A 16,282-nucleotide genomic window follows, 5' to 3' on the forward strand; every position below is an offset into this window, starting at 1 on the left:
GATGAAGCTGAATAGCACGCCAAGGGGTGAACGCGCGCTGAATGGCGACGATCCCGACGCACGATCATGGCCGCCCCGTCGGAACGGGCGCGGAGGCGGCCTGCGGCGCGGGCGCGGCCTCTTCCTTCTGCCCCTGACGGGCGCGATTGACCGCCATCAGGTCCGAGATCAGCTGGTTGGCGTTCAGGGTCGTGTCCAGCGTCAGGTCGATCTGGGTGTTGGACGGCAGCGGCAGTTTGCGGTTCAGGAAGCTGCGGCTGATCAGTTCGGACACGGTCAGGCGCAGTTCCTGGCGCCGGGGCGGATCGTGGCGACCGCGAATGTGGAACAGCACCGCCATCCGCCCGCCGTCCAGACTGTTCACATCGGCGCTGAGCTGGTCGAAGGACAGGTTCTCCATCGCCTGATAGGCCAGGTCCTCGACCATGTTTTCCGACACCTCCTGACCGCCGCCGCTGGCCGCCACGTCGGTCAGGACTTCGCGCTTGATCGACAGACGGCCGGGCTGGACGGCCTCCAGCTTGCCGGCGGTGATCTTCAGCCCGCGTTTGGGGTCCATGATGAAGGGCAGACGGCCCGAGACCACGGCGTCCAGCAGCACCTTGTCGTCGAAGCCGGTGTCGGCGATCACGTCGCCCAGCTGCACCCGGTCCAGCACGATCACGCCGCTGTAGGACTGGGTCGCGTCCAGCGGGATGGTCAGGGGCTCGATCGAGATGGTCCCGCCCCCGGCGACGATCTGCGCGCCGTCGATGATCACGCCCGCCTTGTCGATGGAGAAGTTCAGGTTCAGGGCCGTGACCTGGGCGCCGACCGACAGACTGTCGGCGGTCAGATGCTGGTTCGGCGCCGTGACCAGGGGCGTCAGGCTGGTGAAAACGATGTCGCCCTTCAGACCCTTCACCGCGCCGGCGGGGCTGACGAAATCCAGGCCGAGGGTGGTCAGCCGACCGCTGGAGGTCGGCTCGGCGTCCTTGGTCCAGTCGAAACGGCCCTGGAATGCGACCGAGCCCTGAACCGGCGACTGGATGAAGTCGGCGACCAGAGGGCTGAGCATGGCGGGCTGAAGCGCGTGTTCGGCGAAGGCTACGTCCGGCGCCGAAATGACGATGCCGCCCGCGCCGGTGCGACCGTCGTGCGCCAGGGTCAGACGCCCCAGCCCATAGGCGGCGGCGCGGCCCGTCCCCTTCAGGTCGAAGGCGCCGCTCCAGCGTTCGTTCGCCAGGGCGACTTCGCCGCTGGCGGCCAGAGGCTCGAACCGTTCGGGCGTCTCGGCGTCGATCACCCGCCCGTCCGCGACGCTGGCCCTGAGGCCCACGCCCGACTTGGCCCCGTCCACCGTCAGGCGGCCGGCGGCGTCGGCGAACCGCATCCCCAGGAAGGGCGCCTGGGCCGACAGCCGGTCGAACCCGGCCGAGACGCGCCAGACCCCGTCTTTCGACGTCAGCAACGGCCCGGCGTCGGGGCACAGCCGGCCCGCGACCTGATGCACGTCGTTCTCTTCCATCTCCAGACGTTCGACGGTCAGGTCCACGCAATCCCCGGCCACATAGGTCAGGCGGCCGTCGGCCAGGGCCAGGACGCCGCGCGTGCGGGCGTCGATGCCCCGCGCCAGGTCGAAGTCCAGCCGCGCCCGGCCGTCCAGCGTCGCCTCGAATCCGCCCGGCGTCAGGCGCCAGTCCGGCACGGCGACCGCCAGTTCGGGCAGGCCCTTGCCGCGCGTCGCCGTCAGGGTCAGGGCGCCGCCGCCAAGCTGGCCCGGCTCGGCCAGATAGACGCCCTGACCGGCCTGGGCGACCGTCAGCACCCCGCCGTTGGCGGGCGACAACGTGACCGGACGCGGCAGGACGACCGTGGTTCCCCCCGAGCCGGTCGAGAACCGGACGGACGGGGCGTTCAGGGCGAAGGCGGACAGGGCGCGCTTCATCTCGCCCAACTCCACGATGTCGTCGCGGGCGGCCGGGCCGAACAGGGGCCAGGCGCCGTCGGCGGCCCGCAGCGATCCTTGCGCGTCGATATGAACGGCCCCGTCGCTGACGACATCCAGGTCAAGATCGGCGCGGCCGCGCTTCAGGGCCAGGTCGCCGAAGCCGAAACGGTCGAAGGCGGCGCTCAGCGGGCCGGTCGCCTCGAAGGCCGCATCCTTGCCGCCCAGGGTCAGGCCGCCCGACGACAGGCTCAGATTCTGGACCTGGGTCTCGCCCGTGCGGGCCAAGGCGGCGATCAGCGACAGCGGCGTCTGGACGCTCCAGCGCACGGCCTCGTCGCGCGAGATCGTGACCTTCGCCCCCCGCGCCGTCGCCGAAATGGCCCCCGCGCCGAGGACCGCCCCCTCGACCCCGCGGGCGTTCAGGCGCGCATCGGCGGCGCCCTCCAGACGGAAGGTCTCGATCCAGCCCGAGACGGCGCCCTCGAACCGGGCGGTCAGATCGGCGCCCCGCGCGCGGGCCGACGGCGCGCCCAGAACGTCGCCGCTCAGATGCGCGTCCAGCACCACCCGACCTTCGCCGCGCCGGGTCTTCAGATCGGGATAGGGCAGATCGCCGGTCAGGGTCAGGGCGGCCCCCTGCCCCTGCGCCGCCGGGGTGCGGAACCGATCGGCGGTCGCGTTCAGCCGCATCGCGACCCGGTCGCCCGTGGTGGTCACGTCCAGGGCGGCGGTCAGGCCCGAGGCCTCGACATCCCCGCTTTTCAGCGCGCCGGCCGGCAGGCGGGCGGCCAGACGCATCAGCTTGCCGTCATCCATTCGCGCGTCGGCCAGAATGTCGACGGTTCCGTATTCGGTGGTCAGCCGCCCGCGCCCGCCCTCGACGATGACCAGGGGACTGCGCTGATCCGGGCGCGGCGGACCGCCGGTGAATTCCTCGACCAAGGGGTCCAGCGACCCCAGCGACAGCTTGCCGTCCTTCCAGCTGGCGCGGACCACCGGGCGGACCAGGCGGATGCGGCTGGGCGTGACCCCAAGGCCCGCCTTCGACCAGGGCATGGCGACGGCGTAGTCGACCTCGGCCCGCTCCACCGTCACATCGGGATTGTTCGGATCGCCGATGCGGATGCGGCCGACGAAACCGTCCAGCTCGACCCGTTCCACCTCGACGTCGGCGGGGATGCCGCGCTGGTCCAGCCAACCGACCAGAACGTCGCGGGCCACCGCCCGGCGGTTCAGATACAGAAGGGCCGCCGCCGCGCCGATCAGCAGGACCAGGATCAGCGCCACGGTCGCGGCGACGCGCGCGGCCCGGCGCGGACGACGCGGCGAGGGCCCGCGCTTGGCGGCCGGCTGGGGCGAGGGATCGGCGGAGGATGTCGTGGCGTCGGTCAAACGGGTCGATCGGCAGCTTTTGAGAACGGCGTTTCGACCACCTTCGTCATCCTGATCCCAAGCACAAGATCAAAGCGCGACCGGGGGTCGAAACCGGGCGATGCATGGCCGCCAAGCTGGGCGAGAAAGGGGCGCAGCGCGGTCCACAACCCTCCGCCCGATCCCTACATGGTAAGCGCGGCGTTAACGGTTTGTAACGGTCTGCTTCCCAAAATGAGTCGAGCAGGCTATAGGACCGCCTTTCGCGCCACGGGCGATGGGCGCGAACTTCGAGAACGAGTAAAGCTTTGGCGCCTTTGGCGTCGCAATACGACGGGGACCGATGGCTCAGTTCGACCCACGCCGCCAGCCTATGCGTCTGGCGCCGCACGCGCTTACCGCCGCAGCCGCCATCACGGTGGCGATGATCGCCGGCAAAGCCTATCAACCCGCGCAGGCGCAAGAAGTTCCCGCCATGAGTTCGGCCCAGATGGCCGCCATGGAAGCCAAGGCCTTCGCCGCCGCCAACGCCCCCGCCGGCCTGACCGCGCCCGAGGCCGTTCCCGTCCAGATCCGCAGCGGCGAAACCTTCGAACAGGCCGTGGCCCGCACCGGCGTCGCCCCGGCCGAAGCCAGCGCCGTCGCCGCCACCGTCGCCAATGCCTTCGACCTGGCCGACCTGCGCGCCGGCCTGAAGTTCGAGACCGCCATCGCCCGCCCCCGCGACGGCCGCGGCGACGCCCGCCTGATCGGCCTGACCATGCGCACCGGCCCGGCGTCGCAGCTGACCGTCTCGCGCAGCTTCGACGGCGCCCTGCGCCTGCGCTCGCTTGAGGAAAAGGTCACGCACGAGACCGTGGTGCTGAAGGGCGACGTGGAACGCAGCCTGTCGGCCAGCGCCCGCGAACTGGGCGCCACCGCCTCCATCGTGCGCTCGGCCAGCCGCCTGTTCGCCACCAAGTTCGACATGCAGCGCGACATCCGCGCCACCGACGAATTCACCATGGTCTTCGACCGCGACGTGACCGAGGCCGGCCGCACGGTGAACGTGGGCGACCTGATGTACGCCGAACTGCGCGGCGTGACCTTCTATCGCTTCAAGCCGGCGGGGGCGAAGGAGCCCCAGTTCTTCGACGCCAACGGCAAGAACCTGCGCTCGGCCATGATGCGCACCCCGCTGCAAAGCTTCCGCCGGGTCTCCTCGACCTTCGGTTTCCGCACCCATCCGATCTCGGGCTACAAGAAGATGCACCAGGGCATCGACTTCGCCGCCACCACCGGCACCCCGGTCGTGGCCCCCGCCGACGGGGTGGTGGTCGAGGCCCGCCGCTGGGGCGGCTATGGCAACTGGCTGCGCATCCGCCACAACAACGGTCTGGAAAGCGGCTATGGCCACCTGTCGCGCTACGGCTCGGGCGTTCGCGCCGGCCAGCGGGTCAGTCAGGGCCAGATCGTGGCCTATGTCGGTTCGACCGGCGCCTCGACCGGGCCGCACCTGCACTATGAGCTGTGGCGCAACGGCCAGCGGATCAATCCGGCGGGCGTGCGCACCCAGGAAGGCACCGAACTGGCCGGCGCCGATCTGGCCGCCTTCCGCGCCGAAAAGAGCCGCATCGACCGCATCATCGCCTCGGGCGGTCAGAAGCGCCCGGCCCTGCAACAGGCCTCGGCCGAGGGTCTGCGCCCCGCGCGCGGCTAAGGACCGTTTCCTAAAACCCGGCCTCAGCCGACAAGACGCGGCGTCGATTTCTGCTGGTCCGGGCAGGACAGGCCGTGGACGGCGACGTCCGCCTCACCCAGCTTCAGCCCCAGAAGGTCGAGGACCGGGTTCAGCACCCCGTCCAGCACCGGACCCAGCGGCGTCAGCAGCTGACCCAGGGCGCGGGTCAGATCGCCCAGGCCCAACCCCAGGCCGATCACGTCCACCGTCACGTCCATCCGCTGCAGCAGGCTGGAGACCAGGCCGTGGCCCAGGCTGCGCGAGGTCAGGGTCTTGATCCGCTGCGCCTCGATGTCGCCGGCGTCGAACCGCAGGGGGCGGAACCCGACGTCGGCCGCCTCCACATCCGCCTTGCCGGTGATCGAGACCAGCCCCAGCACAGACAGCAGGGTCGCGTGACGCGGCGCGAGCGGGCTCTTGAAGTCGTGCAGCCGCGTCTCATCAACCGCGCCGATGGCGGCGCGCGCCAGACCGGGGCGCACATCGACCTCCACCGTCCGCGCGGGATTGCAGGACAGGGATTTCAGCCGCGCCTCCGACGGCGCCAGATCGATCAGGATCGGCAGTTCGACCCGCGCCAGCCCCGACAGAGACTGGGCCGTCCGGGCGCGGACATAGAGGCGAGCCTGGGCCGTGCGGATCATCGGCTGGCCATTGGCCGTCACCGTCAGCCACGGCGAACGATGGGGACGCTCGCCGATGGCCAGGCTGGTCCTCAGGTCCGCCAGACCGGCCGGCACGCCCAGGTCCAGGGCGACCTGGCGCTGGCCGCCGCCCGCCTCCAGCATCGCCATGATCAGGTCCATGGCTGCGACCGAGGCGTCCAGTCCCTGGCGAACGCCGTCGGGCGCCTGGGCGTCGATCCCGATCAGATCGCCCAGCCGGACCTTGGTTCCCGCCGCGGCCGAGGCCAGCCGGCCCAGCGCCCCGCCGTCGGCGCCGCCCGCCAGCCGTTCCAGAACCTTGAGCGCGCGCCCGGCGTCCACCTGGATCGCCAGCAGCCGGTCATAGTCGCCGACCTCGATCCCCAGCTCGGTCGCCAGGGCGTCGGTGAAGCCCAGCAGATTGACGTCCAGATCGATCAGCCGGCGGTAATCCATGACGCTGAGCGACACCTTGGAGCCGGTCAGCCCGCTCAACAGCTGGTTCGCCACCCCGCCGTCCACGCGCGCCAGACGCGAGCCGATGGCGATCATCGCCTTGGGCGGCGCCCCGCCCACGCGCGCCGCGACAGCGCGGCGGGTGACGACGACCTTGTCGCGGCCCAGCAGCAGGGGGACGAAGAACATCGGCGCGGGACTGACGGCCTCGACCCGCGCGGCGTTGGCCGGCCCGCCCGGCTGGAAACGCTGTTCGCGCGGGGTTCCGGCATGGGGGGTATAGACGCCCAGGGTGGTGGAGACGGCGACAACGGCCTCGGGCGAGACATTGGCCTGAACCGTCTGTTCCGCCACGCTTTGCGCCGCCGTCTCGCCGCGATCCAGAATCCGCACCGCCGACAGGGCCGCCAGATCGGCCGCCCCCTGGACGCGGCGCGTGTGCAGGACCAAAATCCCGAGATCGACCGAGGCGGCGGCGACCAGGCACAGAAGCCCACCGGCGACCGCCGCCATCACCGCAACCGCGCCGCGCCGATCCTGAGCGAAACGGGCGGCGAGACGGGTCATGACGGATCGCCGACCTGGATGACGGCGGTGCGGCGGATGACCGCCGGCGGCCGGGGCAACATGCCGCCCATCAGCATCAAAGGACTGTCGCTGGCGTCATAGGCCACCACGACGCGCAGCCGACCGGCCTCTTCGGCGATCGCGACCGTGGTGCGTTGGGGATCGAGCGCGACGCCGCGCACCGTGTGGGAAATCTCGCCCCTCACCAAGGCCTCGCGCTCGCCCGCATCCAGCCCCCCGATGGCGGCCCGCGCCCCCTCGGACGCCACCGCCTGAACCGTCTGGGCCGTCAGAAACCATCCGCCATAGACGACGATGCCCATCAGCAGCGCGATCAGGATCGGCCCCACCAGGGCGAACTCCACCGCCGCCGCCCCCTCGCGCGCCCCACGCTTTCGTTCGCCGACAACAACCCGCAGCATTATCTCGACCCCGAGACTGAACGCTTTAGTTGTATGCGATACTCGTTAAAGGTTCGTGTCCTGACGTATCACTGGAATGCGGCGAATTCCCGGGTCGCGGACAGGCGCGCGCGGAGCGATTTCAACGCCGCTTCAGCTCCCGGCCGCGACGTCGAACACTTTACTCGGCGAGCGGCAGGACCAGTTCGAAAACGGCCCCCTCGACCGTGGGCAACAGGTCCAGGGTGGCGTCGTTGGCGGCCAGCAGGGCGCGCGCGATGGAGAGGCCCAGGCCGGCGCCGCCTTCGCCGCGCCGCGTGGTGAAGAAGGGTGCGAACACGCGCCCCGCGTCGGCCGGCGCGACGCCCGGGCCGTCGTCCTCCAGGGTGACGACGAGGCGTTCGGGCGAGGTTTCCGCGCTGATCCTGACGGCTGAGGCGCCGGCCTGGCGGCTGTTTTCCAAGAGGGTCGAGACCACCATTTCGATGGTGGAAGCCGGAACGGCGACCCTCGGCGGTTCGCCATCGAACATGACCGAGATCGCCAGCAGGCTTGACCTCGCATCGACCGCCTTGGCGATCGGCGGACGCACATCGACCGAAAGCCCGAGTTCGGGACGCGCCATGTCGGCGCGCGCCAGATCGAGCAGGCGGGTCACGAGCGCGGACAGGCGGCGGGCGTCGGCGTCGATGTTGTCGAGGAAACGCCGACGCTGGCCGGGCGCCATCTCGTGGTCCTGCAGCAGTTCGACCGCGCCCTGGATGCCGGACAGGGGCGTCTTGAACTCATGGCTGACGGCGGCGGCGAAATCGCGCAGGTAGCGGGAGCGGCGGTCGACCGCCTGGGCCATCCGGCCGAAGTCTTCGTACAGGGTGCGGATTTCCACGGCGGCGGTCGCGGGCGGCGGCGGTATGGCGCCCTCCCCGCCGCCGGCCACGTCGCGCGTCGCCCGGCTGAGCGCCTCGATCGGACGGGCGATGCCGCGCGAGACCAGCACCGCCAGAAGGGCGATCACCCCCAGGGTTCCGACGACGCCCAGACCGATCTTGATCCGGTCCTGATACAGCCCCTTGAACAGGGCGCGGGGCGAGCGGGACGCGACGATCACCCCCTCGACCCGCCCGTTCACCACGACGGGGCGCGCATGGTGGATACGCAGTCCCGCCGCACGGCTGAGCCATTCCATGGAATAGCGCGGATGATAGTCGTCGTTGCGGCGCAGCACCGTCTGGGGCCGCCCCGCAAGGGCCGAACGCACCTCGGTCAGATCGGCGAGGCCACCGCCCTGGCCATAGCCCGCGACGATCGTCCCGTTGCGATCCAGCAGGAGGATGGAGGCCAGGGTGGTGCGGCTGGTCCGGTCGATGACGGGCGCCAGCCGGGCCGCGACCGAAACCGCCTCCGCATCGGGCGCGGCGGCGGCGCGCGGCGCGGGGCGCGCCGGCAGGACCGGCGTCGATCCCAGGTCGATCGTCGCGGGTTCGGGCCTGTAATAGCCCGGGTCGTCGCGTCGGGCGGGATCGAGCGGGACCACGACGGCGCCGGGCCAATCCGAGGCGGCCACGGCCGACAGGGCGACGGCCTGGGCGACCAGTTCCGCCTCTGTCTGGCGTACCAGGGTGTTCTCATAGACCCGCAGGAAGATGGCGCTGAGCCCCGGCAGGACGCCGGCGAAGATCAGCACCGACAGCAGAATCGTCCGAAGCCTGAGCGCCGGCCAGTGACGACGGACGAAGGCGCGGAGGCGCGCGATCACGCTCCTGTCGCTCCCGGCGCCCCCAGACAGGGACCGAGCTGGTAACCGAGCCCCGCGCGCGTCTCGATCACGTCGGCGCCGCCCACCACGGCGAACTTGGCGCGCAGGTTCCGCACATGGCTGTCGATGGTGCGGTCGGTCATGGCGAAGCCGGGACCGTGGACCCGGTCGATGATGGCGTCGCGCGTGAAGACCCGGCGTGGCGCGTCGGCCAGGGTGCGCACGATGCTGAACTCCGTCACCGTCAGCGGCACCTCGACATCGCGCCATGTCGCGCGCCAGCCGTCCGCATCCAGACCCAGGCCGCCCAGGGCGAAGCGGCCCGGCGTCGGCGGGGGCGGGTTGCGTGCAACCCGACGCAGGATGGCCGCGACCCGCGCCACCACCTCGCGCGGGCTGAAGGGCTTGGTCACATAGTCGTCGGCCCCAAGCTCCATGCCCAGGATGCGGTCGATCTCGTCGTCGCGCGACGACAGGAACAGCACCGGCAGATCGCCCTGGGCACGAATGCGGCGGCAGACCTCGATCCCGTCCATGCGCGGCATGTTGATGTCCAGCACGATCAGGTTCGGCGTGAACGCGGCGATGTCGGCCAAGGCCGCCTCGCCGTCAGCGGCCTCCCGCGTCGCCAGACCCGCCTTCTGCAGCGCGAAGGTCAAGAGGTCGCGAATGTGCGGGTCGTCGTCGACCACCAGGACGGTGCTTTGCATGATGGCCATGTTCAGCCTTCCGTTCGCGAGGTCAACGGCGGGTGCGAGACGGCGGAGGCCGACAGCGCGCGGCTGCGTCGCACGGCGTCGACACGCGCCAGGCGACGCTGGCCGCGCCAGGTCCAGCCGCGCCATTCGCCCTGGCGGCGGCGCAGGTTTAACTCGATGTCCCGGCGAACGGCGCCGACGCGGTCGCGCAGGGCGGCGTCCCGGGTGGTGGTTTCCAACTGGACCAGGGAAACCAGGGCCGGCGCTCCCAACGTCTGCAGATAGCCGAGGTCCAGCTCGACCCCGCGTCCTCCGACCTCCTTGGCGTGACGCACGTTCCAGCCCGCGACCACGGCGCCGAGATCGACCGTGCTGAGGACGGCCAGAACGCTCAGGGTCGCCGTGACATTGGCGTTGATCAGCCAGTGCGCCGACTTATCGGCCAGCATTCGCCAGCAGATCAGCGCCAGTCCGACCCCGACCAGCACCATCCAGATCATGGCGGCGATGCGGAACCGGGTCAGGGCGTAGGCCTCGACATAGTCGGCGGTGCGCAACAGGCTGGACGCGACCAGGATCATGTTCTGGGCGATCCAGACGACCACCAGACGCCGGACCAGCGGCTTGCTCGCCGTGTCGGAACCCGGCTGGAGCGCCACCAGCACGAACAGTCCGGCGAGCAGGGCGGTGACGATCAGGGGATAGGCGCCGCGATGTGCGTATTCGGCCAGGCTCATGTCGCCCGGAAGCGGCGCGCCGCTCCACAGGAAGGCGATATCCAGACCGTTCTGAAGCGCGAAGACCGCATTGAAGACGATCAGGGACAGGGTGATCGAGGTCGTCAGGAAGGCCGAAGGCTTTCCGATTTTTCGCTCAGGCAGGGCGATCAAGGGCTTGCGCCAGCGCGGCCGCAGCAGACCCAGAACCCCGACGAAGACGACGCTCCAGAACAGGAGGCGAACGATGGTCTCCGGCGACAGCGAAGGCAGCGAAAACCCGGCGAGAGTGTCCGAGATCAGCGGATTCGCCGCCGAGAACAGGGCGAGGAAGACCACGCCGCCGACCACCGGCATAACGAGGAGGCCGAGCAGGGCCAGGGCGGACAGTCCGCCGCGCCTGCGCCTCAGACGCGAGACCTTGATCAGGTCGATCAAGGGACCGAACGTCGCCAAGACCCCCTGCAGCGCCAGTCTTTGGGCCCAACCCCATGCGGTCTCGCTCGACCTCACCCGGCTGGACAGGGCCGCCACGCTCATCGAGACGCCGAACAGACCCCAGGCCAACACCCCAGGCCGATCCGCCAGGACCAGGGCGAAGGCGACGCCGACCACAACGAACCCCAGGCCCCGACGATCTCGCAGCAGATCTTTCCGACCAAGCAGCGCGCCCCCCAGAACCGCGAGAGCGAACAGGCCAAGGCTCGTTCCAGGCGCATGGGCGAAGAACAGCAGGTCGGCCAGACCGACCAGGACGGCGCAGACCGCGATCCTGACCCAGAACGACGCGCGCGGCAGAGCGGATATGTGAAACATTGAGACCTCCCTTTCGGGGAGGACTTCTCCGCTATCGCCATCGAGTCGGTTTGCGCCGCCAAAGGATTGTCAGCGCAGGCGCTGTGCAGGTTCGATGCAGACAGCCTTCAGACCAGACAGGCATCGCTCCTCATTCGTCTCAGCATGCCGATTGGGGTGGTCTCCGATGCCGATCACCTCCAGGTCGGATCGTTCGAGGGCGGCGGCCCGACATGTCTTCGATAATGACACTGGAACGCCCAACGCATCGGCTATCGTCGCCCGACGAGATGGTCTCGACACTGTCCTCGGCGTCGGCGGCCGAAGCCTTACCGCCGACATTCAGAAATCGGGTCGCGGCGGCCTGTGCCCCGAGTGCGGCCTTGACCGTCACGAAATGATTCAGGCTCACCCAACTCATGTTGCGACCTTGCGCACGATCAGGTCTCCCTTGATCGTCACCATGCCGGTCGCTTCGAGGCGGCCGACGCCGGCTTGCAGGACGTCCTTCAACTGGCCGCTGGTGGCCGAAAAGCCGAACGCCCGCGACGCAGCCTGGACGAGGTCGTCACGGCCCGCGCCGTAGTTGGCGTCGATGATGGTCAGAAGCACCTGATCGATCTCGGCCGGCGGCAGGGCTTCGGGTTTGCGCAACGATAGCGACGTCACCATCGAGCGATCCCGGCCGACGACGGCTTGATCCGGCGCGGAGTAGAAGGGGCCGCCCTGGATCAGCCCGTGCTGGACCGCCGCCGTCACGGCCCGCTCGACGGCCGCCCGGATGCGTGAACCCGCCCGACCGAGGCCCCAGAGGATACGGATGCGGGCCGTGATTTCGTCGAGATGGATCGGGCCTTCGACCTGGACGACCTTGACCACATAGGCGGCCATTTGAGCCAGAGAAGTTTCGTGAGGCTCGACCGCGCGGTTCACCGGGAAATCGGCTTCGACATACAGATTGCGATCCGACACGAAGGCCGAGCCGGCCTCCATCACCGCCGTGACGACCTCATAGTCATCGACCCGTTCCGCCTCGAACGAGACCGGCACGGCGCGGGCGGGCTTATAACCGTCCTCGTCGCGCGCCGCCCACTCGGCCCTTGCAGCGGCGATAGCGTCCTCGATCTTCTTCAGTTCGGCCTGCGGACGCAAATACCAGTCGGCGCTCCAGACCCGATGGATGATCCAACCATGGGCTTCCAGAACTTGCTGACGCAGACGGTCCCGGTCCCGCGCCGACCGTGACGAATGGAACTGGGCGCCGTCGCACTCGATGCCGAGAGTGAAGCGGCCCGGCTTGTCAGGGTCCGAGACCGCCAGATCGACGCGGAAGCCCGACGCGCCGATCTGGCGCTTGACGTCATAGCCCAGAGCCTGGAGCCGTTCGCAGACCTGGACTTCGAACTCGCTGTCGAAATCCTCGCCGGTGACTTCGCCCAGACCGAAATGGCCCGTCTCGGCGAAGGTCAGGAACAATTTGAGCGCCGCGACGCCTCTGGCCCTGGTCCTTTCGAGGTCGATGTCGGCGCCGGTGAAGTTGCAGAAGACCTCGCATCGCAGCTTCGCCCGCGAGATCAAGACGTTCAGCCGGCGCTCGCCGCCTTCTCCGCTCAGCGGACCAAAGGCGTGGGCCAGATAGCCCTGCTCGGTCTTGCCATAGCCCACCGAGATGAAGATGACGTCGCGCTCGTCGCCCTGGATGTTTTCCAGGTTCTTGACGAAGAAGGGCTCGTTGGACGCGCCGCTGAAGAAGTCCTCGACGTCGGGGTTGGCCCGCCGCAGCAGTTCCAGTTCCTTCAACACCGCCTGTCGTTGCGAGACCGAGAAGGTGGCGACGCCCAGGGTCTGTTCCGGGCTGGTCCGGGCGTGGTGGATGACGGCCTCGGCGACCGCCCTGGCTTCCTTGGGATTCGTCCGCGTGCCGCCCCTGTCATAGGCGGTGTCCTTCATCAGGTTGAACTTCAACCCCATGCCCGCGACGGCGTCATAGGGGCTTGGCACGATGAACAGCTTGTTCTCGTAGAACTCCCGGTTCGAGACCGCGATCAGGGACTGGTGCTTGGAGCGGTAGTGCCAACTCAGCATCCGATGGGGGACACCCTTGGCCAGACAGAGTTCAAGGATGCTCTCGGCGTCCTTGGCCTGGATGGTGATCCCGTCGTCGCCTTCCTCGGGGTCCTCCTCTCCCGTCAGCTTCCTGAAGAAGGCGGTCGGCGGCAGTTGGCGCTCGTCGCCGACGACGACGATCTGGTTGACGCGGGCGATGGCGCCCAGGGAATCCACCGGCTCGATCTGGCTGGCTTCGTCCATGACCAGAAGGTCGAACTGCATGCCCCCCGGCTTCAGGAACTGGGCGACGGATAGAGGGCTCATCATGAAGACGGGCTTGAGTTGCTGGATCGCAGGCCCGGCCTGTTCCAGCAGAACGCGGATGGGCTTGTGGCCGCGTTTGCGGGCGATCTCGGCGTTCAGGACGCCGAGAGGACCGATCCCTGCTGCACCGCGCGGACGCCCTTCGGCGTGGGCGGCGACGATCTGCTCCTGGGCCAGATCGATGCGCGCCTTGTCGAGCCGCTGGAACGCGGCGACCTGATTGTTGTGACCGTCACCGTCGAAGCCGCGCAGTTCCGGCCAGGCGTTGAAGAGCGTGACGCGCAGGACTTCCGCATAGGCGCGTTCGAAGGCCGGGCCGAGGGTCTTGTGATCGAGTCGGCCGTCGTGAAGCCCCTCGACCAGGCTGCCGGCGCCGAGAGCGTCCAAGGCTCTGGCGCGGGATGCGAAGGCGATGAAGCGGCTGATCCCTTCCAGATCCCCGAGCCATTCCGTCAGACGGCTGGCGAGAACATCGAGCGCAAGGGCCGAACCTGCGGTGACGCCGAAGGCCCGTTCGAGATCGAGGTCGAGGTCTGCGACCATGGCGTCCAGCCGCGCTTCCAGGTCCGGCAGGGCCTCGGCGAGACCGAGCCGCGCCTTCTCGATCGGCGCGATGTCTGCGACGTCCGATAGCCGCGTCCAGATGTCGGACGGCAAGGCCGCGTGAGCGCGTCGCCAGGCCAGGATCGCGTCGAGTTGGCTCCAGTCCGATCGCTCGCCCTTCCAGGCGGACCCGAAGGCGGCGCCGGCCTGCTCGGCGGCGACGAAGGCGGCCTTCGCATTCTGGGCGGCCGTCATGCGGTCGATCAACGCGACCCGCTCGGGCGGCGTCTTCGGCAGGGGCGCGGTCAGGTAGGAGCGGAGAAGCGCGATCTGGGCGCGGTATCCGCCGTCGAGGAAGCGGAACAGACCCGCGCCCTTGGTGATGATCGAGGTGCGGATGACGCCGAAGTCGGCGATTCGACCGGCTTCGTTGAACGCCTGCTCGGCATCCGCCCAGGCGGCCCTATGGGCGCGCCCGGCTTCGATCAAACGCTGAAGCCCGTCGAGGTCGCTCCACGGCGTCGAAGTCAGCGCCGAACGATCAAGACCGGACGGCAAGGGCGTCACCGACAGACAGGCCATCGACCGTTTCAAGTCGCCGATGGTCCTGGGGGCCTCGGCGCCCAGGAGGTCCGTGGCGACGCCGGCGTGCCGGTCGGCCTCGGTCTGCGCAGCGGCCAGCCCCCGGATGCGCTCTCCCAGCGCCTGCCGCTCGACAGGATCGAGGGCATCGCGACGGACGCCGCGCCACACATTTTCGGGCGCCGGACCCAGGGCGCGAGAACGCTCGGATACATCGGCGATGACGGCCCGTCGCGCGGTCAGGTCTTCACGAGTCCACTGATCCGCGCCCGCCAGCGAATAACCGGAAGGCGCCGTCGATTCCTGCGACCGCGCCAGCAAGCCGAGAATGGCCTGGGGCGTGAGACCGCTGGGCTTGAGGGGGTCATGCAGGCGTCTGGCGAATGTGTTCAGAAAACCGCTGGTCTCGCCCAGCTTGTCGATGACGCTCAAGTCGCCGCGCGCCGGCCTGTGTTGCGCATCGCGGGTTCGTTTGAGTTCTTCCAGAACCGTGCGCTTGTTGACCTTGTTCGAATGCAGTTCCAGCGTCAGCGGCCCGAGTCCCACCTGACGCAGGCGACGGTGGACGACGTCCAGGGCCGCCATCTTCTCGGCGACGAACAGGACCTTCTTCCCGCGCGCAACGGCGGCGGCGATGATGTTGGTGATGGTTTGCGACTTGCCCGTGCCGGGCGGTCCCTTGACCACCAGGGAACGGCCGCCGGCGGCCTCGGCGATGACCACCGTCTGCGAACTGTCGGCGTCGACGACGTGATGGAGTTCGAGCGGCTTGATGACATCGTCGATGGCGTCATGTTCGCCGACGAGAGGGGCGCTCTCGGGGAAGCCGTCGCGCAGCAGGGCGCCGATCATCTCACGGGTGTCGATGGCGGCGTCGGTCGGCCAGTTGTCGGGGTCCAGATCCCGGTACATCAGGAATTTCGAGAAGGAGAAGAAGCCCAGCACCATGGCGTCGGGCAGGACTTCCCAGCGCTTGTTGTTGGACACCGTCTCAGCGATCCGGGCGCAGTAGCCCGCCAGATCGACCTCGTCCTCGTCCTTGAAGTCCTCGATGGTCAGGGCGAACTCGGCCTTCATCTTGGCCTGAAGCGTCAGGTTCGGGGACGGCGGCTCGTCGCGCCAACGCAGCTTGAACTTGTCGGCCGCGCTGGTGCGCTCCAGCTTCACGGGCAATAACACCAGGGGCGCGTGCCGGGCGATGTCGGACGTGTCGCTGTCGAACCAGCGCAGCAGGCCGATCGCCAGATAGAGGATGTTGACGCCCTGCTCCTGCTCCAGCGTCTGGGCGTCATACCAGACGTCGAACAGTCGTTTCTGAAGGCCCTCGGATGTCAGGCGCGTCTGAAGCCGGGTGTCGCTGTGACGAGACGCGACGCCGCGTTCATCGATGGCGTCGTCACCGGGTTGAGGAATGCCGCCCGTGATATCGTCATCCGGGTCGAGTTCGGCGCGGTCGGCTTCGCTTAACTGGGTTCCCGGCAGGAAACTGAGCGCCTTGTTCGAGGTCAGCAGCCGGAACACCTCGGTCGATTTTTCATCGACGATTTCAATAGCCCGGTTGTTCTTCGTCCGAAGCGGTGTGTTCAGAAGGCGATTGCGGGTGGAGAGATCGAGAAGCGCATTGCGCTCCTTCAGCAATCTGTCGCGGATAGAAATAATGGCTTCGCCGTCGGCCATGCCGCCCGCCCTCCAGAGTTGCGAAGAAACAACCCTATAATCATTGCGAGAGG

At 68.9% G+C, this 16,282-nt stretch carries 8 protein-coding genes; 1 reads left to right on the forward strand and 7 read right to left on the reverse strand.

All coding sequences use genetic code 11. From position 1 onward, the window contains the following. Positions 1–64: 64 nt before the first annotated feature. The gene (locus tag SH203_RS10815) at positions 65–3,322 is read right to left on the reverse strand and encodes a YdbH domain-containing protein (RefSeq protein WP_087120940.1); all 3,258 of its coding nucleotides are present in this window, start codon (positions 3,320–3,322) and stop codon (positions 65–67) included. A gap of 322 nt (positions 3,323–3,644) precedes the next feature. Between SH203_RS10815 and SH203_RS10820 the strand changes: the two genes are divergently transcribed. Next, the gene (locus tag SH203_RS10820; RefSeq protein ID WP_200808901.1) at positions 3,645–5,000 is read left to right on the forward strand and encodes a M23 family metallopeptidase; all 1,356 of its coding nucleotides are present in this window, start codon (positions 3,645–3,647) and stop codon (positions 4,998–5,000) included. Positions 5,001–5,023: 23 nt separating this feature from the next. Here SH203_RS10820 and SH203_RS10825 read toward each other — a convergent pair whose 3' ends face one another. From SH203_RS10825 to SH203_RS10850, 6 genes are all read right to left on the reverse strand, one after another. Continuing rightward, the gene (locus SH203_RS10825) at positions 5,024–6,688 is read right to left on the reverse strand and encodes a TadG family pilus assembly protein (protein WP_087120942.1); all 1,665 of its coding nucleotides are present in this window, start codon (positions 6,686–6,688) and stop codon (positions 5,024–5,026) included. Beyond that, complete coding sequence (locus SH203_RS10830; protein WP_087120943.1) at positions 6,685–7,110, reverse strand: TadE/TadG family type IV pilus assembly protein; 426 nt, start codon at positions 7,108–7,110, stop codon at positions 6,685–6,687. Before SH203_RS10830 ends, SH203_RS10825 begins: the two co-directional genes overlap by 4 nt. A 160-nt stretch (positions 7,111–7,270) precedes the next feature. Beyond that, entirely contained in the window at positions 7,271–8,845 is a 1,575-nt protein-coding gene (locus SH203_RS10835; RefSeq protein WP_087120944.1) for a HAMP domain-containing sensor histidine kinase, read from the reverse strand. Continuing rightward, positions 8,842–9,564 carry a response regulator transcription factor gene (locus SH203_RS10840; RefSeq protein WP_087120945.1) on the reverse strand — a complete coding sequence of 241 codons (723 nt, stop codon included), beginning with the start codon at positions 9,562–9,564 and terminating at the stop codon, positions 8,842–8,844. Before SH203_RS10840 ends, SH203_RS10835 begins: the two co-directional genes overlap by 4 nt. Positions 9,565–9,566: 2 nt before the next feature. Next, positions 9,567–11,075, reverse strand: a complete 1,509-nt coding sequence (locus SH203_RS10845) for a DUF4173 domain-containing protein (protein WP_087120946.1) — start codon at positions 11,073–11,075, stop codon at positions 9,567–9,569. A gap of 396 nt (positions 11,076–11,471) precedes the next feature. After that, complete coding sequence (locus SH203_RS10850) at positions 11,472–16,229, reverse strand: DUF3320 domain-containing protein (protein WP_087120947.1); 4,758 nt, start codon at positions 16,227–16,229, stop codon at positions 11,472–11,474. Between the last annotated feature and the right edge of the window lie 53 nt (positions 16,230–16,282).

The sequence above is a fragment of the Brevundimonas sp. SH203 genome (assembly GCF_002157625.1).
In the GTDB taxonomy this organism is placed as follows: domain Bacteria; phylum Pseudomonadota; class Alphaproteobacteria; order Caulobacterales; family Caulobacteraceae; genus Brevundimonas.

Coding starts and splice junctions, on each gene's coding strand:
- SH203_RS10850 (WP_087120947.1), bottom strand. CDS start 16,229: ATGGCCGACGGCGAAGCCATTATTTCTATCCGCGACAGATTGCTGAAG.
- SH203_RS10820 (WP_200808901.1), top strand. CDS start 3,645: ATGGCTCAGTTCGACCCACGCCGCCAGCCTATGCGTCTGGCGCCGCAC.
- SH203_RS10830 (WP_087120943.1), bottom strand. CDS start 7,110: ATGCTGCGGGTTGTTGTCGGCGAACGAAAGCGTGGGGCGCGCGAGGGG.
- SH203_RS10845 (WP_087120946.1), bottom strand. CDS start 11,075: ATGTTTCACATATCCGCTCTGCCGCGCGCGTCGTTCTGGGTCAGGATC.
- SH203_RS10825 (WP_087120942.1), bottom strand. CDS start 6,688: ATGACCCGTCTCGCCGCCCGTTTCGCTCAGGATCGGCGCGGCGCGGTT.
- SH203_RS10840 (WP_087120945.1), bottom strand. CDS start 9,564: ATGGCCATCATGCAAAGCACCGTCCTGGTGGTCGACGACGACCCGCAC.